The sequence below is a fragment of the Paenisporosarcina quisquiliarum genome, from assembly GCF_027563315.1.
Lineage (GTDB): Bacteria > Bacillota > Bacilli > Bacillales_A > Planococcaceae > Paenisporosarcina > Paenisporosarcina quisquiliarum.
On the sequence record NZ_JAMKBJ010000004.1, the window covers coordinates 181697 to 203747 of the forward strand.

The 22051-nt window shown below is 39.9% G+C and carries 25 protein-coding genes and 1 other annotated feature; of the genes, 3 read left to right on the forward strand and 22 right to left on the reverse strand.

Annotated features, from left to right (window positions below; genetic code table 11):
* Positions 1-86: 86 nt before the first annotated feature.
* Entirely contained in the window at positions 87-1580 is a 1494-nt protein-coding gene (gene dacB, locus M9R32_RS06800; protein WP_269925980.1) for a D-alanyl-D-alanine carboxypeptidase/D-alanyl-D-alanine endopeptidase, read from the reverse strand.
* Between the two features lie 264 nt (positions 1581-1844).
* Here dacB and M9R32_RS06805 point away from each other — a divergent pair, with 264 nt between their 5' ends.
* Positions 1845-2228 carry a DUF5412 family protein gene (locus M9R32_RS06805; RefSeq protein WP_269925981.1) on the forward strand — a complete coding sequence of 128 codons (384 nt, stop codon included), beginning with the start codon at positions 1845-1847 and terminating at the stop codon, positions 2226-2228.
* Positions 2229-2244: 16 nt separating this feature from the next.
* On the opposite strand, the gene M9R32_RS06810 is transcribed toward M9R32_RS06805, so the two are convergent.
* Positions 2245-2871: a histidine phosphatase family protein gene (locus M9R32_RS06810; protein ID WP_269925982.1), complete on the reverse strand. Its 627-nt coding sequence runs from the start codon at positions 2869-2871 to the stop codon at positions 2245-2247.
* A 372-nt stretch (positions 2872-3243) separates the two neighbouring features.
* Positions 3244-3506: a binding site (T-box leader), on the forward strand.
* A 60-nt stretch (positions 3507-3566) separates the two neighbouring features.
* Here M9R32_RS06810 and M9R32_RS06815 point away from each other — a divergent pair.
* Positions 3567-4775 carry an MFS transporter gene (locus tag M9R32_RS06815; protein WP_269925983.1) on the forward strand — a complete coding sequence of 403 codons (1209 nt, stop codon included), beginning with the start codon at positions 3567-3569 and terminating at the stop codon, positions 4773-4775.
* Between the two features lie 83 nt (positions 4776-4858).
* On the opposite strand, the gene M9R32_RS06820 is transcribed toward M9R32_RS06815, so the two are convergent.
* Positions 4859-5581 carry a ZIP family metal transporter gene (locus tag M9R32_RS06820; protein ID WP_269925984.1) on the reverse strand — a complete coding sequence of 241 codons (723 nt, stop codon included), beginning with the start codon at positions 5579-5581 and terminating at the stop codon, positions 4859-4861.
* A gap of 166 nt (positions 5582-5747) precedes the next feature.
* On the opposite strand from M9R32_RS06820, the gene M9R32_RS06825 reads away from it, so the two are divergent.
* Positions 5748-6320 carry a DUF899 family protein gene (locus M9R32_RS06825; protein ID WP_269925985.1) on the forward strand — a complete coding sequence of 191 codons (573 nt, stop codon included), beginning with the start codon at positions 5748-5750 and terminating at the stop codon, positions 6318-6320.
* Positions 6321-6389: 69 nt separating this feature from the next.
* Here M9R32_RS06825 and M9R32_RS06830 read toward each other — a convergent pair whose 3' ends face one another.
* The 19 genes from M9R32_RS06830 to M9R32_RS06920 all read right to left on the reverse strand — a co-directional run bounded on the left by M9R32_RS06830 (position 6390) and on the right by M9R32_RS06920 (position 22050).
* Positions 6390-6731 (reverse strand): zinc ribbon domain-containing protein YjdM, encoded by a 342-nt coding sequence (locus tag M9R32_RS06830; protein ID WP_269925986.1) that lies wholly within the window; start codon positions 6729-6731, stop codon positions 6390-6392.
* Between the two features lie 167 nt (positions 6732-6898).
* Complete coding sequence (locus M9R32_RS06835) at positions 6899-7258, reverse strand: PilZ domain-containing protein (RefSeq protein WP_269925987.1); 360 nt, start codon at positions 7256-7258, stop codon at positions 6899-6901.
* Positions 7259-7288: 30 nt separating this feature from the next.
* A complete protein-coding gene (locus M9R32_RS06840) occupies positions 7289-7726 on the reverse strand; it encodes a YaaR family protein (RefSeq protein WP_269925988.1) in 438 nt (145 codons plus the stop codon).
* A gap of 15 nt (positions 7727-7741) precedes the next feature.
* Positions 7742-8236: a DUF6115 domain-containing protein gene (locus M9R32_RS06845; RefSeq protein WP_269925989.1), complete on the reverse strand. Its 495-nt coding sequence runs from the start codon at positions 8234-8236 to the stop codon at positions 7742-7744.
* 25 nt (positions 8237-8261) lie between these two features.
* A complete protein-coding gene (locus M9R32_RS06850) occupies positions 8262-9038 on the reverse strand; it encodes a FliA/WhiG family RNA polymerase sigma factor (RefSeq protein ID WP_269925990.1) in 777 nt (258 codons plus the stop codon).
* A gap of 371 nt (positions 9039-9409) precedes the next feature.
* The gene (locus tag M9R32_RS06855) at positions 9410-10267 is read right to left on the reverse strand and encodes a MinD/ParA family protein (protein ID WP_269925991.1); all 858 of its coding nucleotides are present in this window, start codon (positions 10265-10267) and stop codon (positions 9410-9412) included.
* On the reverse strand, positions 10260-11423 hold the full coding sequence (flhF, locus tag M9R32_RS06860) for a flagellar biosynthesis GTPase FlhF (protein ID WP_269925992.1): 1164 nt from the start codon (positions 11421-11423) through the stop codon (positions 10260-10262). The genes M9R32_RS06855 and flhF overlap by 8 nt, the downstream gene beginning before the upstream one ends.
* Positions 11420-13483 (reverse strand): flagellar biosynthesis protein FlhA, encoded by a 2064-nt coding sequence (gene flhA, locus M9R32_RS06865; protein ID WP_269925993.1) that lies wholly within the window; start codon positions 13481-13483, stop codon positions 11420-11422. The genes flhF and flhA overlap by 4 nt, the downstream gene beginning before the upstream one ends.
* A 25-nt stretch (positions 13484-13508) precedes the next feature.
* A complete protein-coding gene (flhB, locus tag M9R32_RS06870; RefSeq protein WP_269925994.1) occupies positions 13509-14594 on the reverse strand; it encodes a flagellar biosynthesis protein FlhB in 1086 nt (361 codons plus the stop codon).
* Positions 14595-15374, reverse strand: a complete 780-nt coding sequence (gene fliR / locus M9R32_RS06875) for a flagellar biosynthetic protein FliR (protein WP_269925995.1) — start codon at positions 15372-15374, stop codon at positions 14595-14597.
* Positions 15375-15384: 10 nt separating this feature from the next.
* Positions 15385-15654, reverse strand: a complete 270-nt coding sequence (gene fliQ / locus M9R32_RS06880; RefSeq protein ID WP_016429542.1) for a flagellar biosynthesis protein FliQ — start codon at positions 15652-15654, stop codon at positions 15385-15387.
* A 15-nt stretch (positions 15655-15669) separates the two neighbouring features.
* Complete coding sequence (fliP, locus tag M9R32_RS06885; RefSeq protein WP_269925996.1) at positions 15670-16362, reverse strand: flagellar type III secretion system pore protein FliP; 693 nt, start codon at positions 16360-16362, stop codon at positions 15670-15672.
* Entirely contained in the window at positions 16362-17039 is a 678-nt protein-coding gene (locus tag M9R32_RS06890) for a flagellar biosynthetic protein FliO (protein ID WP_269925997.1), read from the reverse strand. The genes fliP and M9R32_RS06890 overlap by 1 nt, the downstream gene beginning before the upstream one ends.
* 25 nt (positions 17040-17064) lie before the next feature.
* On the reverse strand, positions 17065-18126 hold the full coding sequence (gene fliY / locus M9R32_RS06895; RefSeq protein WP_269925998.1) for a flagellar motor switch phosphatase FliY: 1062 nt from the start codon (positions 18124-18126) through the stop codon (positions 17065-17067).
* Positions 18116-19105: a flagellar motor switch protein FliM gene (gene fliM, locus M9R32_RS06900; RefSeq protein ID WP_269926061.1), complete on the reverse strand. Its 990-nt coding sequence runs from the start codon at positions 19103-19105 to the stop codon at positions 18116-18118. The genes fliY and fliM overlap by 11 nt, the downstream gene beginning before the upstream one ends.
* A 13-nt stretch (positions 19106-19118) precedes the next feature.
* A complete protein-coding gene (locus M9R32_RS06905; RefSeq protein WP_269925999.1) occupies positions 19119-19334 on the reverse strand; it encodes a flagellar FlbD family protein in 216 nt (71 codons plus the stop codon).
* 52 nt (positions 19335-19386) lie between these two features.
* Positions 19387-20172, reverse strand: coding sequence for a flagellar hook-basal body complex protein (locus tag M9R32_RS06910; protein WP_269926000.1), 786 nt, complete (start codon positions 20170-20172; stop codon positions 19387-19389).
* 42 nt (positions 20173-20214) lie between these two features.
* Positions 20215-20682 carry a flagellar hook capping FlgD N-terminal domain-containing protein gene (locus M9R32_RS06915; protein WP_269926001.1) on the reverse strand — a complete coding sequence of 156 codons (468 nt, stop codon included), beginning with the start codon at positions 20680-20682 and terminating at the stop codon, positions 20215-20217.
* A gap of 18 nt (positions 20683-20700) precedes the next feature.
* Positions 20701-22050, reverse strand: coding sequence for a flagellar hook-length control protein FliK (locus M9R32_RS06920; protein WP_269926002.1), 1350 nt, complete (start codon positions 22048-22050; stop codon positions 20701-20703).
* Position 22051 lies beyond the last annotated feature (1 nt).

The window sequence follows — 22051 nt, forward strand, 5'->3', positions numbered from 1 at the left end:
GATTCTAGCTATCTTTTCATATTCCTTTATATAAAACGTCATAGCATCATAAAAGGCTGCATCGATTGAACGATGCAGCCAAAACATTATTGAGATGTATTTGTATTCGTAATAACTGTTGCTATGCGATCGAGAACAGGAACCGTGCTGGATTTTGTATTTTGCGTTTGAACAGTGAAGATTAACCACTCACCATTTCTTGTTTTCGCATAACCAGCTAACGCACTGACATTATCCAAACTCCCTGTCTTGGCAATGACATTTCCTTTAGCAGGTGCTGTCTTCATTCGCGTTCGTAACGTTCCACCGACAAATCGTTCAGAGCTACCTGCTATCGGCAGTCCTTTACGGAATGTTCCATACCAAGGTTCTGATTGAACTTTAAGCAGTAGCTTGGACATTTCACTTGAAGGTATTTTATTGGCATGTGACATTCCAGATGCGTCTTCAAATACCCATTGGTTCGTATTCAAGCCAATTGAAGATGCATAATTTCGCATGACTTTCAGACCGGTATCCCAGCTACCTTTTCCATATGTAACTTTACCCATTTCTTTTGCCAAAACTTCTGCGTGTGTATTATTGCTTAACTTTAAAAATGGAACCATTAGATCCTTTAATGGCATCGATTTTTTGGAAAGGAGTACACGTGCAGTGCTAGGTGTAGTGCCTCGTACGACTTTTGAAGTTGAAACAAACGTAATCCCTTTTGACGATAAAGACCTCTTGAAAACATCCATTGCATAAGCTGTTGGATTGGAAACGGCAATCCATTCTTTTCTACCATAAGATCCGATTGGGGCATTTCCTGTGATCACGACTTTATTCGTGCCGACTTCGCGTTTGATTTTCAACGTATTACTATATCCTTTAGGAACTGTTTTTGATAAATTGACAATGCGAACAACGCCCGTTGCAGGCGTTAACGTAATTTTTGCGGCTCGGCCATTCACTGAAGGTTTGGCATCAACAATAACCGAACCTGCATCATAATCTGTATTTGGTGAAAGACTTAGAGCAGATATTTGTGCTGCATAATAATAAGACTCGTCTTCTTTTGCAATTCCAGCTGAAAGTCGGTCCGCATCATACCAACTATCGTCCCCGATAATGTGACCTGACAGTCGTTTTACTCCGCGATTAGCCAGAATGGAAGCAAAATGATCAAAATCATTTTTTAATAGAGTCGGATCCCCTCTTCCACGAAGATACAGATTTCCATACAACGTTCCGTTTAAAACGGATCCATTTGTCAGAACGTCCGTGGAAAAACGATAGTTTTCTCCAAGTGTTTCCAAAGCGGCAGAGGCGGTGAGATTTTTTAAAGTTGAAGCGGGTGTAATCCCTTTATTTGCATCCTTTTGGTACACAATCTCCCCTGTAGAAGCTTTACGGATCGTTACACTTGATAAAGCACTTGTCATTCTACTATCTCTCATAATCGTATTAACTGAGCTTTGTAAACTCGAATACGAAGATGCTGCCTGTACAGTCGACTCTTCAGGTAAAGTCGTCAAACTTGTCCCAGTAAACATGACCAATGTCGTCATTCCAATTAAAATCTTTCGTTTTATTTTCACTTCCTACCTCCAACAATTAAATAAGATATTCCTATTTTACCATGTAATTATCAGATAATACTGTCTATATTTACCTATCTATTAAATGCGGTCAAAATGCCTAGGAAACATAAAAAGCCCCACAATTAATGTGGGGCAGAGAATATGAAAACCTTGTACGGCTACTAAAAACACGAAACTTTAAACAATCTGAATAGGTATTTCCATTGCAATGGAAACCATTTTCTCACGAATACGTTTCTTTCTTAAAGAGGAGTGGAAACCATGTCTAACAAGCAAAGGACAGTATTAAAAGTAACGGCATATTTTTGTTTACTATTCGGTTCTCTTATATTTGGTTTAGTTCTGATCATAAATCATTTGTTCTTTAATATTAATCGGATACCTCAGGGTGAATTGCTCTCCGAGGAAGTTTCCCCTACTCGAGAATATACAGTCCTGACTTATGTTATCAATAGCCATTCTACCGTTGCACCAGCTGTCAGGGGCGAAGTGATTTATCATAATAAGAACGATCAAAAACGAAATATGTATTGGTCCTACCGAATAGAAGAAGGCAAGATTGAGTGGATTAACGATCATATTGTCTCCATTAATGGGATGAACCTCGATGTTCATAAGGATACGTACGACTTTAGAAAAGAATGAGGCTCTATATTGAACATCACTCGTTTAAGACATTAGCTTCAATCCCGTTAAGATGTTCCTGCTTATTCAGGAATCTGATGATTCGAGCGTTCTCTTTTATTTCAAGTAAATGAATGCCTGTATCACCTGTCGGAAATATGAATTCACAATTCATCGGTTGTTTGAGAAAGGCTTTTAAGAAATTTGAAATCGTTCCACCGTGAGACACAATAGCCACTCGTTCATAATGTTGATATTCATACAAGATCTTGTGAAAGATGCCCTCTACTCTGAAACGGAATTCTAAATCAGATTCACCATCTTGAATGGGGACATGAGCTGGTCTTCCTCCTTCAGGTAAAGGGTATTTAATCGCCGCTTCTTTCCTTGATAATCCAGCAAGTACTCCATTATTAAATTCCATCAAATCATTCTCCACGATTAATTCGCAGCCTATCGATTCTTGTAATAGGCTGGCTGTCCTATTAGCCCTTTTTAATGGACTGGTTAGGATGATGTTTGGTCGATAATACTTTTCTATGTAGGTTGCCATTTTACTCGCTTGCTTCTCCCCCATCTCCGTTAAGGGAAAGTCCGCTCTACCTTCATGTACGCCTAATAAATCTGCTTCTGATTCTCCATGCCTAATGATCAACAGTTCCATAAAAACCCTCCCTTAAAATACACATACTTAGATTGTGGCATGTATTGTTATTTATTTACAATGAAATTTTTTGTTTTAGTAATTATTATTCAACTTTCGCTGTGATTTATATAGAATCACTAAGACAAAGAGTTCCGGTTCGCTTTGGACTTTAAGCCTTCCCACTATTGATTTGAAAATGGCGTTGACGTAGGAGAGATTAGCATTCACGTAGGAAAAATCGAGGTTGACGTAGGAATTTTCGGCGTTGACGTAGGAATAATCGAAGTTGACGTTGTAAAAGCAACATTTGGCGTTTGCATCAGGGAGAAAGTTGAGTAATTAGAAAAAATAGATTCCAAGAAGAGATTCCTTATGTTATGATATCCAAAATTAAAAGCAATGAAGAGAACAGTAAGTCATCTGAATTCTTGAACAGAGAGCCCTGGTAGCTGAAAAAGGGTAAGCATTCACTGATTGAAACAAGACTCTGAGCTTCACATGGGAACCTTGAGTTTTAGGGGGATGGTGTGACGGATGCTCCCGTTAGAGAGCTAAAGTATAAGCATGAAAATCGTGCCGTACTTGAAAAGGTTCTGATGGTGACATCAGAACAAACTGGGGTGGTACCACGACATGTTAATCTCGTCCCCAAGACAAATCGTCTTGGAGGTGAGATTTTTTTATTTGCAAAAAACATGTCGGAGGGTTATGAAATGAAATTACCTAAATGGAAATTCAATGCTTATTATTTAAGTGCCGTTGGAATAGCGAATATTGGGGGATGGATTTATTTATTGTCCATCAACTTAATGATTTTTGATCGGACAGGTTCCGCATTGGCAGTTGCGATCCTGTATATGATTAAACCGTTTGCGTTTATGCTCATGGGATTCTGGTCGGGCAGTGTGATTGATCGTGTGTCAACGAGGAGCTTGATGATTATCCTCGATGTAGTGCGGGCATCACTCATTTTGTTCATTCCTTTTCTAGATCCCATATGGGCTATCTATGCGATTGTGATGATTATTCAAATGGCAGGTGCCATGTTTGAGCCAGCCTCTTTTACCTATATGACGTCGCAATTACCAGATGTCGAGCGAAAGCAATTCAACGCTAAGCTTAGTTTTGTTCATTCTGGCGCATTCATCTTGGGACCTGCTCTTGCGGGGATATTATTTATGCTAGGCTCTCTTGAAATGGCGTTGTTTGTGAACACTGGTATGTTTTTATTGTCGGCTGGATTGATCTATTTGCTCCCGGGACATAGCCGTAGAAACTCATCTGAATCTACAAACTTTACTTGGAGTACTATCGTACAGGATTGGCATTTAGTCTGGAAGTTCAGTAAAACGGCTTTCCCTTTTGTTGTCGTCTATATGGTCTTTCAAATGGTCATGTTGTTAACAGCCGCGCTTGATTCAACTGAGGTGGCTTTTGCGAAAGAAGTACTTCATTTAACAGATGCTGCCTACGGTTCACTTGTAAGCGTCGCAGGTATTGGATTTTTGATGGGCGCTATTAGTACGAATATGCTGGTCAAGTTCACTTCTGCCAAACAGTTGATGTCCAGTGGAACCATTTTGGTATCCATTGGGTACGTAGTTTATAGTTTTTCCACGAACTACGTAATGGCAAGTAGCGGGTTTTTCATTCTCTGCTTCTCATTAGCACTCGCAAATACGGGTTTCACAACCTATATCCAAGAAAACATCCCAATCGAAATGATGGGAAGAATCTCAAGTTTATACGGAATGCTTGTCTATTCGTTGCAATTGCTAGCCGTGTTAACTATTGGGATAGCGGCACACTGGTTTTCAGTACAAGCAGTCGTAATCGGTGGTTCCCTTCTTATGTTAATTATTTCTCTGTTGCTGATTGTTTCCGTAAATCGTCTTGCCTCTTCCAAAGTGGCAATAAGTTAACTCGGAAAATATGTTCTCCAACACAAATATCCCCGCTGTATGTTCCTATCAGCGGGGATTAATTAATGATAAGTTAGAGAAAATTAAATTAAAGTGAAGTATGCACCAATTAAACAAAAGCCAAGAAGCGTCATTATGACAATTTGTTTAAACGTAGCCTCATGGATGGATTCAATCAGAATTTCTTTTACCGTTACCATATATATCATTCCAATAGACAGGCTGATAAAAGCAGACCAGAGAAGAGGATGGGGCATTTCTAAATTACTCCCTATTAAAGCACCCGCTCCCACCGGTAACGAAACGAGCACTGAAAGTAATAGCATGGTTCTTTTGTGAACACCCGCTATCAGTAATGGCGTAAAGACGATCAATCCTTCTGGAATATTATGCAGGAGGATCATTTGGAGGATCGATCGAGATAAACTTGTGTCCTGAACAGCGCCTAAACTGATTCCTATAGGAATGTTATGTATGGAAATGCCAAGCAGCAACAGCAAGCCGGTGTAAAAAGCGGCTGTCTGTTTGCCACCCTTCCCCCTCACTTTATGTATTCTGAAGAATCCGTGCAAAAAGTTGAACAAGAATACTCCTGCTAAAACCCCTGCGATAAAAGTAAACCAATTGCCGAGCTCAATAGCTTCTGGTGCAACTTCAAAACTCAGTAAACCAAGAATCAACCCTGCACATAAACAAAGGACAGCATCCGTGTTCTTCTTAAGGCCCTTAATCCCCCAAGCAATGATTCCTCCTAAACCAAAACCGATGGCAGTAAATATTGTGCCCATCGCCCAAATTGAAGACATTTAAATCACCCTCACGATCCTTGTCTCTATGTTTATATGGATTTTGGCAGGTATTTATGAGCCGTTCGTCTTGTTTCCTATAGGAGCATGAGCTCTAGAAATACAGGAGATTTTTATGTTTACGGAGAATACATCAATTACTTGCCAATCAGAGAGGGTGCTCGAAATGTTAAAAATCAATTCTGAAATTGAAGAACTAGAGAAAGAAATCCTAGAGAAAAAGCAACTCTTAAAGAAATTAAAAAAAGCTGCTCCATATGTACCTGTAAAAAACTACGAGTTTATAAAAAGTGACGGTCAATCCACTTCTTTACTTGAACTTTTTGGAGACCGCAATGAATTAATTGTCGTTCAAAATATGGGGAAATCCTGTTCCTACTGCACGATGTGGGCGGATGGATTCAGCGGAGTTTACGATTATCTTGCACATAAAGCACCATTTGTTTTAGCTACTCCCGATTCTCCGGATGTTCAAGCATCTTTCGCTAACGAAAGAAATTGGCCATTTCCTATGGTTTCGACGATAAACAATAGTTTCAAAAAAGATATGGGATTTGAAAAAGATGGCTACCAATATCCTGGTGTCTCTACCTTTAAAAAAGATGACGACGGCTCCATCTTTTTGATCGCGAACGATGTTTTTGGACCCGGAGATGATTATAGCTCCCCGTGGCACTTCTTTGACTTGTTAGATTCAGGTGCTAAAGGTTTTAACCCGAATGCCGTAAAAATGAGCTGACGATTAAAACTTTATTAAGAAAAATCCGCTGACTCGAATTGACGAGATAGCGGATTTTTCTTGTGATATTTAGTTCTTCTTAACAAATTCCGATTTCAGCTTCATAGCTCCAAAACCATCAATTTTACAATCGATATCATGGTCACCATCAACCAGACGGATACTCTTCACTTTTGTTCCGATTTTTAAGACAGATGAACTGCCTTTAACTTTCAGGTCTTTAATGACGGTTACGGAATCACCATCATTCAATACATTGCCATTTGCATCTCTAACCACTTTATCTTCTGCACTCTGTTCATTTTTCGATTCCAACGTCCACTCATGTGCACATTCCGGACAAACCAGCATATTCCCATCCTCGTAAGTATAGGCTGAATTGCAGTTTGGGCAATTAGGTAAATCTGACATAAATTTATTTCCTCCAAGCAGTAATTTAATTCAAATAGTTAAACCTAGATTCAACCTATTAATTATGACAAGTGTCTCCAACCAAGTATACACCGCATGCTGTAAATACAAAAACCCGTTCAGGTTTTGTTCCTGAATCGGGTCTTAGTGTGTTACAAGGAAATGATTCAATCCATTTCCATAGGATTTCCTTTACGTTGACGAATTTGATAATAGTTTAATTGCTTGAACAACTCAGAAGAAGTATCCTGGTTCACTTCAAATCCTACGCCGTATTCAATATCATGCAACCTTACGGACTTACGGATAATGGATCCTTCCAATAAAAAAGGACTGCCTAAAATTTCAAAACGACAGGTTACTTGTCTCTCTAATGGAATATCCATAGATGAGATGAATTTCAAGCCTCTCACACTTACATTTTCAATCTCTACCGGCATGAAGAAAATTGCCCCATCCAATGAAATTTCTCCAGCAATCGATTGATGAAATATCACTCGAAAAAATTCGCGACGATTCTCGCTCATTTTGTTTCTCCCCTTTTTTTATAACTTCTTTCACATATATAAATTAATGAGCAATCCTTTGATTTCGCCGACTAAACGCAGCGTATTAAGACCTTCATTTTCATTATTTAGCACTTCATCCTGTACTTCAATAAGTTTCTGATCAATCACTTCCACTAATTGATGCGTTTTCATTCCACCACTTTGATTAAAGCTTTGTTTTTCGGACAACTGCATCCCAAAACTTAAGGATTCCCCAATAAACTGTTTGACTAAATTTTTATAATCTAAGAGATTTTCAAGGGTTCTTTGTTTTGCCAACTTCTGCCCTTGTGTATCCACACGAGACATTAATTGATTTAAAGAATCCAAGTGCATTTTATTCTGTGATTTCCTCATCACGTTGGCAAAAGAATCGGATGTCTTACTTTCCACTGCATTTTTAGAAATCCGGTCGTTTGAAAAGTTCGTTTGCATTCCAATACGCAAATGAAACACCTCATTCTACTTTTGATAACTTTGCTTTTTTTTGAACATATTTAGGACAAGTTCCACTTCTCCCAGATCCATCTGCAATACCTTGGCAATTTGCTTTTCAGAAAAACCTTGTTTATACAATTTCAACATTTTATCGTTTTCTTGTTCATGGACCTCAGAAGCAGCAACGTAAACGTGAGCTTCATCGTCTTGTTGCTCTTGTTGAAGTTTCATGGGGGAGCTCCCTGCCATCTCATTATTGAGTTTTTCTTCCAACAATCGAATTCTCTCAACGATTTTGCTATCTTTCATTTGTACATGATCGACAAATCTTTGATACAGTTCATCATTTTCTTTTTCCACGCTCATCACGAATTCTTCCATACTTCCGTGAATCGCGTTTATATCTTCTATCATCTGAGCCCTTTTTTGTTTCAATTCGGCCAATACAAGAAATGATCGGATATTCACCAGAATAACTAAAATAACCATCGCCATCAGAAACCAATCCAAGAGTATCACCTTATCCTTCTATACCATTTTACAATCAATAGTTTTCGTGTATGGCAAGTGTGGCTGCCCGTAAACGAAGTATTGCTTTGGAGTGCATTTGGGAAACTCGGGATACACTGACACTGAGCACTTCTGCAATTTCAGTTAATTTCAGTTCCTCGAAATAACAGAGCGAAATGACAAGCTTCTCTTTTTCAGGCAAACGTCCAATCGCATTTGATAATGATTCTTTAATCATCTGTGCTGTTAAGTGGCGTTCTGGCGATTCTGCATGCTCGTTTTCAATCAACGCGTATTTTCCGACTTGTTGATCATCATCGTAAACAGTCTCATCTATGGAAATCATGGTGGACAGAGCCGCTTCTGATACGGTTTTGTTCAGTTCGGATTTTGTAATCCCTAAATAATCACTGACTTCCTCATCAGTAACAGACTCATTTTTCTGTTGCTCCAGAATGGCGTACGCATTTTCGATTTTTTTCACTTTATCCCGAACGGAACGCGGTAACCAATCACTATGCCTAAGTCCATCAATGACTGCTCCTTTGATTCGCCATGACGCATATGTTTCAAACTTCATGTCTCTTTCCATATTGAACTTATCAAATGCATCAAGCAGTCCCTCATATGCGAAACTACGGATGTCGTCCTTATCGACTGTTTTAGGCAAACTGATCATAAACCTCTGGACGATATAATCAACCAATGGAAGGTAGCGCTCGACTAAGTATTCTCCCGCCTGGGGGTCTCGCTCTTTTTGCCAATTTCCCCAGTAGGCCAGTTCTTCTTTCGACAATTTATTGTTCAACATGAGTTTCACCCCCACTTATAAGAATGCTTTATGCGTTTATTTAAAGGCTATTTAAAATGTTGCTTTTGATACTCCGTAAAACAGCTACGCTTTCCACAGGCTTGCACCGAACTAACTCGGACTTAGCTTCCGAGTGGATTTCGGCACTTCGCTTTTCCTGCTGGAGTCTCCGCTGTTTTACTCCATATCACTAAATCGTAAGTTATGTCCTATACCAGTTCTCTTTAATGATTGTAGTGGAATGCGGCGACTCCAGCGGGATAAGCGTGTCCAGACTAGACCCCGCAGTGAGCAAAGCGAATGAGGAGGCTATCGGACCGCCCGCGGAAAGCGTCCGCATGGAACAAAATCAACAAATCGTTTAACAGAATCTATTTAAAAAGCATTTTTAATAAAAACCCTTTAATCCCAAGCTTATAAGAAACAGGAAGTTGAAGAAATTCGCTTGTCACATGGTGCATAGCCTGTGAAGCATGACAGTTTGGATATGCCAGTAGAAACGGAATTTGTTTTTTTACGGCATTTGGTATATGCAAATCACTTGGGATAAACCCCAAAGTTTCGATTTGTTTATGTAAAAATTGCTCCGTCACTTTTTTAAAGTTATCGGCTGTTTGTTTTCCTTCTTTATCACTCATACATTGATTGATGATGAGTTTCATATGGACGTTTTGATCTTTGGCATGGACCATCTTCACAATAGAATAAGCATCGGTTATTGATGTAGGCTCTGGTGTCGTGACTAAAATGACATCATCTGCTGCGAGAATGAAACGTAAATTTTCATAAGATAATCCCGCACCTGTATCCAAAATAATGTAGTCAACTGAACCTTGAATTGAACTTAATTCACTAAAAAATTTGTTCATTTTCGATTCATCTAGGCTGAACATTTCATTGAAACCTGAACCACCTGAGATAAATAACAAGCCATTCGGCCCTTCTTCGATAATATCCCAAATAGATAAATCCTTTTCAATCATGGTAGCTATGGATTCTTTATTGGATCTGCCAAGTAATACATCAACATTTGCAAATCCTAAGTCAACGTCAAAAATCAACACTTTTTTGTTTTGTTGAACGAGACTCAAAGCAAAATTCAATGCGAAGTTTGATTTGCCGACTCCCCCTTTACCACTGGTAACAGCAATTATCCGGGTTTGTCTCTTCTCTTTCTTGGGTGTCTTATGCAGCACCTTTTCCCTTAATTGTTTTGCTTGATCAAACATTTTCATCTTCCTCTAATACGAAGTTTGCTATTAACTCAGGAGTTACGGTAAGGATATCGTCAGGAACACTTTGACCATTGGCAATATATCGTATTGGGATTGAATAATGATAAATCAAGTTCAGGATGGCACCTGAAGAACTGGTTTCATCTTTTTTAGTCAATATCAGCTGATCCATTACAATCGTTTCGAAATTATCAATAATTTTCGTCATATCCTCATACTTAGAAGTTAGGCTCAAAACTAAATTGATTTGTATTTTCTTACTGTCCGGAAGCATCTGCTTCAGGTCATCGATATACTGTTTTTGTTGATAGTTTCTGCCTGCCGTATCCATCAAAATGATATCGCAATCGCTTAAATCATCCATTGCCGCACTCAGATCAGCTGAAGATTCCACGACTCTGATTGGGATATTCAAAATGCCAGCATACGTTTTCAATTGCTCTACTGCCGCAATACGATATGTGTCTGACGTAATCAGTCCCACTTTTTTATCTTCACTTAATAAATAATCGGCGGCTATTTTAGCGATGGTTGTGGTCTTTCCTACTCCTGTTGGTCCAATAAAACAAATGATATCGACTTTTCTTCTGCTCGGTCTTTTTTTATGAGCATTGATTAACTTTATTATTTCTCTTTTAGCTAAAGTTTGAAGTTTTTCTCCAGATGTATTGGGCTGCTTTTCTAAAACAAGCATCAGCTTGGCCATGATCTCAGACTGAACTTCTTCAGTTATTCCTTGTGCATTGAATTTTTTATTCAGCGCTTTTAATGCCTCTGGTAAGCGGTCTTCATCGATTGCCTGGAACATGAATTGCTTAAGACTCTTCAGTTCACTCATCAGTTCATCCAGATGTTCCTCTTGCTTATCACCCGGCATAACTGATTCATTCTCATTCACCTGAATATCCTCATCCATTTTCTTTTCAACAGCTTGAATCTGAGGCTTGATGCTTTCGGCGTTACGCTTTGGTTCACTAGGTGTTGGTTCAACTGCGGCAATTACCTCAAGTTTTTCTTTTTTAAAAAAGCCTAAGTAACCACCCGTCTTGATTTGCTTTGTATTTAATATCAGAGCGTCAGGACCCAAGTCTCTTTTGATCATGGGTATAGCCTCGGTCATATTATTGACGACATACGTTTTCAGTCTCATGAGAAACTTCCCACCCCTCCGGAGATATTGACGACTCCCACGCTTTGGATCTCAACTTCCGGTTCCAATTCATTATAGGAAAGGACGGGAAGATCCGGTGCAAATCGTTCGACGAATTGGCGCATATACATGCGGGTTGCAGGTGATGTCAGCAAAATAGGTTGTACGCCTGATTGCTGAAGTTGAGTAACTTGTTCGGAAATCTTTTGAAAAATGGTTTGTGATGCTTCAGGGTCAATCGATAAGTAGCTTCCTTGCTCAGTACGATGCACAGACTCTGCAAACTTCTTCTCAAGGCTTGCACCTGCCGTAATCACCTGTAAGGCTTCATTCGGGTTCGTATATTGCAAGGTAATCTGTCTGGATAAAGCTTGTCTCACATACTCCGTCAATACATCTGTATCTTTCGTCTGAGAAGAGTAGTCTGCCAATGTCTCCAAAATAACGAGTAAATTCCTAATCGATACTTTTTCCTTCAGAAGCTTCATTAAAACTTTTTGCACTTCCCCGATCGCCATTAAGTTAGGAATTAATTCCTCTACCACTGCAGGAGAGTTTTCCCTAATGTTTTCAACGAGGGATTTAACTTCCTGTCTGCCAATGAGTTCATGGGCATGCTTCTTGATGACTTCTGTAAGATGCGTTGAGACAACAGAAGGTGGATCGACAATCGCATAACCAGCCATTTCTGCTTCTTCTTTCATTTCTTCATTCACCCATAAAGCTGGCATTCCGAATGCCGGTTCTACCGTCGCGATACCCTCGATGCTTTCATCGTCTATTCCTGGGCTCATCGCCAAGTAATGATCAAGCATAATTTCACCCGAAGCTACACGGTTGCCTTTTATTTTAATGACATATTGATTTGGAAAGAGTTGAATATTATCACGGATCCGGATGACCGGTACCACGATGCCCAGTTCGATGGCACATTGCCTGCGAATCATAATGACTCGGTCCAGTAAATCCCCGCCTTGATTTTTATCTGCAATCGGAATCAAGCCGTAGCCGAATTCAAACTCGATGGCATCCACATGAAGTAGGTCAACAACACTTTCAGGACTTTTCAATCCTTCCAGTTCCTGTCCATCGTGAGAAGAAGCTTCTTTTTCTTCCTCTTCTTCAGCATTCAAAGTGCGCTGCATTTTATATCCACCGAAGGCTACAAGTCCGGCTATCGGAAAAACTAATAGCGGACTGATTGGCGTAAACACGGCAAATAAAGTGAGCGTTCCGGCTACTACATACAACATCTTTGGATAGGCGAAGAGTTGTCTTGTAATATCTGTACCTAAGTTGCCTTCAGAAGCGGCTCTCGTCACTACGATGCCGGCTGCTGTTGAAATCAACAATGCCGGAATCTGACTTACGAGACCGTCTCCGATCGACAATAAAGTAAATAGTTTTGCCGCTTCTCCGAATGGCAATTTGTGAACGATGACACCAATCATCAAGCCACCGAGAATATTGATGAGGGTAATGATAATCCCTGCAATCGCGTCCCCTTTGACGAACTTACTGGCACCATCCATCGCTCCGTAGAAATCCGCTTCCTGACTTACCTTTTCTCTACGCTTCTTTGCTTCCTGATCGGAAATCATTCCTGCACCAAGATCGGCATCGATACTCATTTGTTTCCCTGGCATAGAATCAAGTGTAAAACGAGCTGCAACTTCCGCGACACGCTCAGATCCTTTCGTAATAACCAAGAACTGAATGATGACCAAAATCAGGAAAACCAGTATCCCGATAATGGCACTTCCCCCAACAACAAATGATCCGAAGGTTTCAATAACCTGTCCCCCATCTTGATTCGTTAAGATCGATCTTGTCGTCGATACATTTAATCCGAGACGGAACAAAGTGGTCAATAACAGTAGCGTTGGAAAGATAGAGAATTGAAGTGCTTCTTTTGTATTCATCGCGACTAAAATAATCGTCAGCGAAAGACTGATGTTGATCATAATCAAGAAATCCAACAATAGTGGCGGAAGAGGAATAACCATCATCACGACAATCATGATGACTGAAACTAAGACGAGATAATCTTTGATTTTCATGCTGTTTCCTCCTCCCACAAATTCATTAAATCTTTCCTTTTAATCGATAGATATATGCTAAAACCTCTGCAACCGCCAGGAATAATTCTTCCGGCACATAGTCACCTATTTCCACTTGGTCGTATAGGGCACGGGCGAGTGGTTTATTTTCCATAATCACAATTTCTAGTTCTCTTGCTTTTTCTTTTATTTTCAAGGCAAGATGATCTTTCCCCATTGCAATGACCATTGGTGCTTCCATGGTTTCTGCATCATACTTGATGGCAATCGCGTAGTGAGTAGGGTTTGTAATGAGAACATCTGCATTCGGCAAGTCTTGAATCATACGATTCATACTCATTTGTCTTTGCCGTTCTTTTATTTTGGATTTGATCAGAGGATCTCCCTCTGCTTTCTTGAATTCATCTTTAATATCTTGCTTGGACATTCGAATGCCCTTTTCAAACTCATATTTTTGATACATATAATCCAAAATCGATAAAACCAATAAAATAATCGATGCAACCAATCCCATTTTAAAAACGAGGGATCCAATAAATGATAAGGAAAAACCGATACTTTTCTGTGAAAGTAAAAACAATTCTTGTTTTGCCGACCATAAAACACTAAAAGCGGCAAAGCCTATAATGCCGATTTTCAGTAAGGACTTTAAAAGCTCCACCAATGCACGAATGGAAAAAATTCGCTTGGCACCTTCGATCGGATTCAACCGTTCAAGCTTCATCATGAGAGGCTCCGTTGTAAATAGTGACCCAATTTGTATGTAATTGCCCAAAAAGCCGAATACCATCGCAATAATCATAATAGGAGCCATGATGATCACCGCATCGAATGTCATTTGTTCAAATAAGGTGCGAATATTACTAGGGCTCCATTCCCAGCCAATATACTGATTGAAATTGATTCTAAAAATGGCCAATAGCCGATCCAGTATCCAGCCCCCCAAGAAATTGAGTAACAAAATTCCACCGAGCATTATTAAGGCTGCAGGTACTTCAGCACTCTTAGCCACTTGCCCTTTGCGTTTGGATTCCTGCCTCTTCTGTGGTGTGGCTTTTTCGGTCTTTTCCGAAGCGAAAAACTGTAAGTCGAGAGGATATCTTTTTTGCACTTATGGTCCCCCCATCAACCTGATCAGCTGAGACATGCTTACCATTATTTTTTCGAACAGGATTTGTAATAGGTAAAAGAAAATGGGCATCGAAAGAAATAACATGATAAACCCAACGAATATCTTCAAAGGCAGACCGACTGCAAAAATGTTTAATTGTGGAACGGTCTTAGCTAAAATGCCAAGCGCGATATCAATCAGAAACAGTGCGCCAACAATCGGTATTGCGATTTGCAAGGCGATGACGAACATTTCTACAAACAGTGTTGTGAAAAAATGAGTAATGTCACCAAAACTAGCCGAGAAGGAAACAGATTCAACCGGAAATGACTTGAAGCTTTGCATGACTCCATCCAGCATTAAATGATGTCCATTAACGGTCAATAAAAAAAGAAGTGCCAAGATATATTTAAAGTGGCCAATAATCGGCACCTGACTGCCAGTTTGCGGATCCATCACACTGGCAATGGCAAAGCCCATCTGAAAATCGATGAATGCCCCCGCTACTTGAACCGTGTATAACAATAAGGCTGCTGTAAAGCCAAGAGCGATACCTACCGCAAGTTCTTTTATAATCAGCAGGATGTAATAGGAATCCATTAGAAGTGCTTCTTCAGCGTCCATGCCGGATAAGGCAATTAATGAAATGAAAAACCCCAATCCAATCTTGAATTGGTTCGGAACACCTTTCATCGAAAATAAAGGCGCAACGAGGAAAAAGCTAGTTAGTCGAACAAAGATCAGCAGTAGATATGGGTACATCTCAAAAATAGTATTCATATCAATCCCACTATCCGATTAGTTGCGGAAGTTGTTGGAACAAATCTCTTGTAAAATCCAATAAGATTGTCAACATCCATGGCCCAAACAACACGATGGACAAAAACACTGCCAAAATTTTAGGAATGAACGCAAGCGTCTGTTCCTGAATTTGTGTCATCGCTTGGAACACACTGACAATCAGTCCGACAGCAAGTGCAATTAATAGCATGGGAGCAGATATGATAATGATCATATATATCGATTGTTCCGCTAATTTGATCACCGTATCTGGAGTCATCATTTTCTTCCTTCCCTAAAAGCTGACGAGCAGCGATTCTATAATTAAATACCAGCCATCGACCAGAACAAACAACAGGATTTTGAATGGCAACGAAATCATGACCGGTGGCAACATCATCATCCCCATGGCCATTAACGTACTGGCAACCACCATATCGATAATCAAAAACGGGATAAATATGACAAAGCCAATTTGAAATGCCGTCTTTAACTCACTGATGGCAAATGCCGGAATAAGCGAAGTCAAAGGGATTTCTTCAATGCTGTCTGGCTTTTCCAATCCAGCATATTTAAAAAACAAAGCGAGATCCTTTTGTCTCGTATGCTCAGCCATAAATTCCTTAATTGGCATCACGGCCGTATCCAACGCTTTCTCTTGTTCCATATCCCCTGCCAGATAAGGCTGCAAGGCTGTTTCGTTAATTTCATTAAATACTGGCGTCATAATGAAAAAGGTCATAAACAAGGCTAGTCCCACTAGCACTTGGTTCGGTGGCATCGACTGCGTTCCTAATCCGGTCCGGACGAATGACAACACGATGATAATTCGTGTGAAAGAAGTCAACATAATCAAGATTCCCGGAGCGAGTGAAAGGATGGTCATCAGGAACAAAAGTTGCAACGTGACGGAAACATCTCCCGGCGCATCTGTACCAAAATTGATGCCTGGAATGCTTAATGAAAGCAGGAAGTTTGTCATCATCATTATGATTTACCTTCCTTTTCATCGTCTGCTTTGGTCAAGTCATGCTTAAGTTGTTCTTGTTTACTCTTTTGTTTGATCAAACTTTGCTTGAATAATTGCTCAAACCCATTTGTAGATTTAGATTCCAATCGTTTGCTGATCTTTTCTTTTGAAAAATCGACGATTGAGTTTGATAAATTCATAATCGGGTTCGATAGCATGTTTGGTTGTTGCTCTAAATCACTTTCAATACTGCTAATCTCATCCGTATTTGAAAACTCCTTGATCAATGTGACTTGATCTCCCACCCCCAGTAAATAAACCTTGTCCCCTACTTTTACAAGTTGAAGTGATTTATTGTTGCCTAATGGCGTACCGCCCATTAGTTTGACTGCTTGATTGGGTTGGAATTTCTTTTGTCTGATTGCCAAAAACTTAATCAATCCATAAATCATGACGAGAATCAGCAACGTATAGAATATAAGTTTAATAATGATGGTCACGAGACTAGTGTCTTTAGTTGGCTTTAAATCTTCTTCAACAAGCGGCTTGAGCTGTTCATCTGCTGGATCTTCTTCCCCCAAAGCATCTTTTACGGTCTGATCTTTAGCAGCATTAACCGAATTCGGGGTCAACATCACATATAAAGTGAACATCAAAATCATCGCTAGTATTTTTACATATTTTTTTTGAATCAAACCTGGCAAACTCCTTACTAAGGCATTAACGTAATTTAGAAATACGCTCTGCTGTGCTTAAAATATCTGTTACACGGACGCCGAAATTTTCATCAATCACGACAACTTCACCTACAGCGATTAACTTGTTATTGATTAAAATATCGACAGGTTCACCTGCCAATTTATCGAGTTCAATAATCGAGCCTTGGGAAACACTTAAAATTTCTTTTACCATCCGTTTCGTTCTGCCCAGTTCGACTGTGACTTGAAGTGGAATGTCGAGTAACATGTCCAAATTATTCGGTTCTGCGTGAGCCGAGCCTGATTCATCAAAATTTGAGAATTGAACAGATTGGATATTTGGTGCTGCTTCGTCGGTTTTACTAGCTGCATCTGTTTGAGTAGTCGATTGAAATTGCATCTCTTTTGTCTCCTCTGGATGTCCTTCTTCCAATGAATCTGTTAAAATCCCTACCACTTGTTTCGCCAAGCGGACAGGAATACATAGATGAAGGGTCATATGTTCCTGAGTGTTTATTTTCAGTTGGAAATTTGCTTCTACAAACCATTCTTCATCCGTAAATTTCGTGACGGGGAAGTCATTCAGTGTTTCAATCAAGTCCATTGAAGACAAGGAATGGGAAACCTCTTGGTCTAGCACAGTGGACATTGATTGGGAGACTGAAGTAAACATTTGTTGCACCACTTCTTCTACCACTTGAAATTGTTTTCTGATATGGTTCTCTTCACTGTCTTTATGGATCAGATTTGTCATGGTCTGGACGTCATCCACATGTACGGAGAGTATCTGTAAGCCGTTGATGCCACCTTCGTATTCTCCCAGGACGACAATGAATGGCTCTTTTGTATTGTTGAGTAACTGATCATTTCGTTTGATAGATAGCTTTGTATTCGAAACCGTAACTTGCTCAGTGAATAAAGTGGTAAGGACTGTAGATGAACTTCCTAAGGAAACATTCAATAACTCTGACAATGCTTCCATTTCACGGTTCGATAAGGAACTTTCGGATATCGTTTCGTTGTCTGTTCCACCTTGCCCCAGTAAACCTTTGATTTCATCTGGAGATAACTTATCAGTTTTCATCGAATTCATCTCCCTCTCTATGGACTTCGGTTATTTGCACAGCCATACGTCCCTTGGAAACTCCAGGTTGTGCAAAGAACTTCTGTTTTTCATCTACCAATATCGTGACAGGGTCATCATAGGACTCATTTAACCGAATGACATCACCGCTCTTAAGATTTAAAAAATCGCCAATGTCGATCGTCGATCTACCTAATATAGCTTTGACATTCAGTCTCGTAGCTTGCAATTTTTTCTCCAATGCTGCTACTTCCTGATTGACCACAGTTTTTTTCTGATTAGCTAACCAATGGCGAGCGGATAATTTCGGTAAAATTTGCTCCAACACTACATGCGGCAAGCATATATTGATGATTCCTTCTACATCACCAATTTTTGCATGTAATGCTACTAAAATGACCGTTTCATTAGGTGGGAACATGGTTAAGAACTGAGGATTCACTTCTATTTCTTTGAACTCCGGAGACAGTTTCACTACAGACGACCAGGCTTCCTGAAAACTGATCAGTGCCTTGATGAAAATTCGTTGGATTACACTGATTTCGATTTCCGTTAAATCGCTACTTTTCAAGGAAATATTCCCTTGTCCGCCAAGCAAGCGATCGACCGTGACATATACCACGTCCGGAGAGAATTCCATGACCATACTTCCTTGAAGCGGGGGTGCTTTAAATACACCCAGAATGGATTTCTTCTGTACGTTATTGATAAATTCCTCATATGGGAATTGCTCAACTGAAGTAACAGAAATTTGCACGAATGTCCGTAGCTGAGTAGATAGATAAGATGTCAACAAACGGGCAAAGTTTTCATGTATTCTGGTTAATGTTCGAATTTGATCTTGTGAAAAGCGCATAGCTTTTTTGAAGTCGTATGTTTTTACATTTCGTTCTTTGCCAGGTTTGAACAATTTAGGTTCATCCTTTTGCAAAGAAGATAGAATGGTCTCAATATTTTCATCTGATAAGAATTCCACCAGGACTGTCCTCCCTTCATTCCATCCAGTTTGGCTTCTGCAAACTCGGCAAAAGGTTTATTTTCTGGTAGTAGGCTGTTACTTTATCTGTTACTTCTTCAACTGTCTCTAAGACATGTACTTTTTTTCCGGATCCCAACGTTACTACTGTATCTGGAATGGACTCAATTCTTTCGATGTACAGAGCATTTAATGTCAAAGGTGTTCGATTAAGTTTCGTTAATTGGATCATGTTAAAAGCGGCTGGAGAGACGATTCATCCCTCTCAGCCTGCCCTCCCTATTTTATCGTTTCAAGTTAACGACTTCTTGTAAGATCTCATCAGAGGTAGTAATCGTACGTGAATTTGCCTGGAAACCACGTTGTGCGATAATCATTTCTGTAAATTCCTCTGTTAAATCAACATTGGACATTTCAAGCATGCCAGAAGCCACTTCTGTGTTTTTAGGAAGTGCCAGCAGCTGTAATACTGTTCTTGAATCTGCTTTAGTGTTTAATTCATACAAAGACCCGCCAAATTTACTTAGGCCAGCTGGGTTTTCAGGTTGTGCAATACCAATCGTAGCAAGTGCCGATTCCACTCCACTTGCATCTTTACCCATTACTTGACCTAAGCGATTAATAGAAAATGAAACAATATTTGCAGGGATGCTAATTTTTCCACCAGCGCTGTTCAACACGTTATAGCCTTGTGCGGTTACTAAATCTCCGTCTGCCTCAACAACAAAATTACCGGCTCTCGTTAAATATTGGCCAGTAGTTCCTGGTGCTGATGGGTTTTGAACAACGAAGAACCCATCACCATTAATAGCCAAATCCGTTCCAACACCAGTTGTCATAAATGAACCTGGATTATGATTTACATTGATCGCAGAAGTCGTTGATCCTAAACCAACCTGCATAGGATTAACACCGCTGCTTGATAAGTTTTGACTCAATAAATCTTGGAAATTGATTGTGCTTTTTTTGTACCCGATCGTGTTTACATTCGAAATATTGTTCCCGATTACATCTAATTTTGTTTGGAAACCCTTCATACCTGATACTCCAGAATACATTGAACGTAACATTTGTTTTTCCCCTTTCAAATATTGCCTGATCCCCTTTGTGGATTAGACAATTTCCTGTTCATTTATTGTTTTTGACTGTTTTTCGATACGATGGATGGAGTCAATCGGAACTTTGATATTATCGTTTTCAAGTTCGACTATTAACTCTCCATTTTTAATTGCCAGTGCCTTGACAATCCCCTCACCTGACTGCAGCTGCCCGTTTACTTCCTGCTCCCAATACACCGTGTTGCCAATTAAATCTGCGTTTTCGGATAGTGACTGTTTCCCTTGAAGACCAACAAACTGAGTCATCGCCTGATTTAAGTTTGTTAACTGTTCCAAACTGCTGAACTGAGCCATCTGACCAATGAATTCCGTATCTTTCAACGGTTCCAAAGGATTCTGGTTCTTCATTTGTGTCACAAGGATTTTCATGAAAGCATCTTTACCAAGTCCATTTTGTGGTTCCGTTTGCTTTGTTGCGCCTGCCGTTTGCATACTGACCGAGCTTGAACTATTCACATTCATTGCAATGCCCCTTCCTCGTTAAATTGTATAATCTACTTTCATTAATCCCTCTGACGAATGGTTACGTTCTACAGCGGCTTCTTCTTCAATTCGTTGATAGCCGTTTTTATTATGTGATGCATGACCTTGCTTTTGCTGTTGTTGAGAAAAGCGTTGATCTGGATGTGCATGTTGTTGTCCAAATGATGACTGGGAACTTTGTTGAGAAATTTCAATGCGATCAATCGTTACCCCTTGCTGAAGCAATGAATTTCTTAACTGATTCACTTGCAGTTCTAATGCTTCTTTCGCCAGTAAGTTACTGGTGAAAATTTGGGCTGCGATCTTACCTTCGGAAGCTGTCAGTCGAATATCCAGATGTCCGAGATGCTCCGGAGCGATGTTCACTTTTAGTTGCGTTCCTTCTTGGGTGCCATTCAAACGGAAAGAACTTTTCAGTACCCCTCCCAATTCTTCAATCAGGTTTGACATTCGAACTGTGGGTGCTGGTGCTGGAGTAGTCACCTCGGGCCGAGTTGGAGCTTGACTAGCTTTTGCAACGTCCGATGAAGTTCCAGTCAAAACTTGACCATTCACTTCACTTTGAACAACTTCCACTCGTACTGTACCCGCACCGCTATCCTGTTGTTGAAGCTGGGAAATGGCTTGAATTGAAAGAGGTCGAGATGAATCTACACTCAATCCATTAATCCGTGGCGTTTCAGTTAAAGGTGTTTGATCACTTGATTGTTGAGGTAAATCGTCAATATGCTTAAATATTTTTGTTACTTCGTTCAGTTGCTGAAATTCAACTTGTTTTCCAGTAACAGCCTGCTGTTCGGTTTCAAGCTGTTGGATAAATGCGATTAATTGTTTGAATACTTGCTCCAACTTTTTCGGATCGGCTAAAATATTTTTTTCTACCCCCGCAAGTTCTGTAGCGGCTTCGAAAGATTTAGTAATAGTTGATTGTTTTTGGATTTCCTGATCGACCTGATTCAGCAGACTAACCAGTTTTTCCTGAACTGAATGACTCAACACGAGCTTGTCTTGACCAAGCTCGACACTTTTTAGCTGATTTTCTATTTGAACCGTTTGAAGAGAAAGCATTTGTACAATACCCATCATCATTTCCTGCTCTTCAGGTGACAGATTTTCTTTCGGCATTTCCTGCAAGGTTTGCAACATCTCCTGAAGTTTTTCCAGTAGATCTCCTTGCTGAAGTTCACTCACTTTTTCTTCACTTGCGTGTTGTGCTTCTGAAGTTGTTACAGAACCTAATAATGTAGCGAAATTCACAGCGTCTTTGGCAGATCCACTATTTTGTTTCGTTGCAATGGACTTGGAAGTTGATATGTTGGAAGGAAAAGATAAACTCATAGTTTCCATT

Bases quoted from the DNA above. Each gene is read 5' to 3' on its own strand.
- M9R32_RS06815 (WP_269925983.1), top strand. From the start codon at position 3,567: ATGAAATTACCTAAATGGAAATTCAATGCTTATTATTTAAGTGCCGTT.
- M9R32_RS06910 (WP_269926000.1), bottom strand. From the start codon at position 20,172: ATGTTACGTTCAATGTATTCTGGAGTATCAGGTATGAAGGGTTTCCAA.
- fliQ (WP_016429542.1), bottom strand. From the start codon at position 15,654: ATGACTCCAGATACGGTGATCAAATTAGCGGAACAATCGATATATATG.
- M9R32_RS06850 (WP_269925990.1), bottom strand. From the start codon at position 9,038: ATGTTGAACAATAAATTGTCGAAAGAAGAACTGGCCTACTGGGGAAAT.
- M9R32_RS06810 (WP_269925982.1), bottom strand. From the start codon at position 2,871: ATGGAACTGTTGATCATTAGGCATGGAGAATCAGAAGCAGATTTATTA.
- flhF (WP_269925992.1), bottom strand. From the start codon at position 11,423: ATGAGACTGAAAACGTATGTCGTCAATAATATGACCGAGGCTATACCC.
- M9R32_RS06830 (WP_269925986.1), bottom strand. From the start codon at position 6,731: ATGTCAGATTTACCTAATTGCCCAAACTGCAATTCAGCCTATACTTAC.
- M9R32_RS06920 (WP_269926002.1), bottom strand. From the start codon at position 22,050: ATGGAAACTATGAGTTTATCTTTTCCTTCCAACATATCAACTTCCAAG.
- flhA (WP_269925993.1), bottom strand. From the start codon at position 13,483: ATGAAAATCAAAGATTATCTCGTCTTAGTTTCAGTCATCATGATTGTC.
- fliR (WP_269925995.1), bottom strand. From the start codon at position 15,374: ATGAATACTATTTTTGAGATGTACCCATATCTACTGCTGATCTTTGTT.
- M9R32_RS06805 (WP_269925981.1), top strand. From the start codon at position 1,845: ATGTCTAACAAGCAAAGGACAGTATTAAAAGTAACGGCATATTTTTGT.
- M9R32_RS06905 (WP_269925999.1), bottom strand. From the start codon at position 19,334: ATGATCCAATTAACGAAACTTAATCGAACACCTTTGACATTAAATGCT.
- M9R32_RS06825 (WP_269925985.1), top strand. From the start codon at position 5,748: ATGTTAAAAATCAATTCTGAAATTGAAGAACTAGAGAAAGAAATCCTA.
- fliP (WP_269925996.1), bottom strand. From the start codon at position 16,362: ATGATGATGACAAACTTCCTGCTTTCATTAAGCATTCCAGGCATCAAT.
- M9R32_RS06915 (WP_269926001.1), bottom strand. From the start codon at position 20,682: ATGAATGTGAATAGTTCAAGCTCGGTCAGTATGCAAACGGCAGGCGCA.
- M9R32_RS06835 (WP_269925987.1), bottom strand. From the start codon at position 7,258: ATGAGCGAGAATCGTCGCGAATTTTTTCGAGTGATATTTCATCAATCG.
- M9R32_RS06820 (WP_269925984.1), bottom strand. From the start codon at position 5,581: ATGTCTTCAATTTGGGCGATGGGCACAATATTTACTGCCATCGGTTTT.
- fliY (WP_269925998.1), bottom strand. From the start codon at position 18,126: ATGAAAACTGATAAGTTATCTCCAGATGAAATCAAAGGTTTACTGGGG.
- M9R32_RS06855 (WP_269925991.1), bottom strand. From the start codon at position 10,267: ATGTTTGATCAAGCAAAACAATTAAGGGAAAAGGTGCTGCATAAGACA.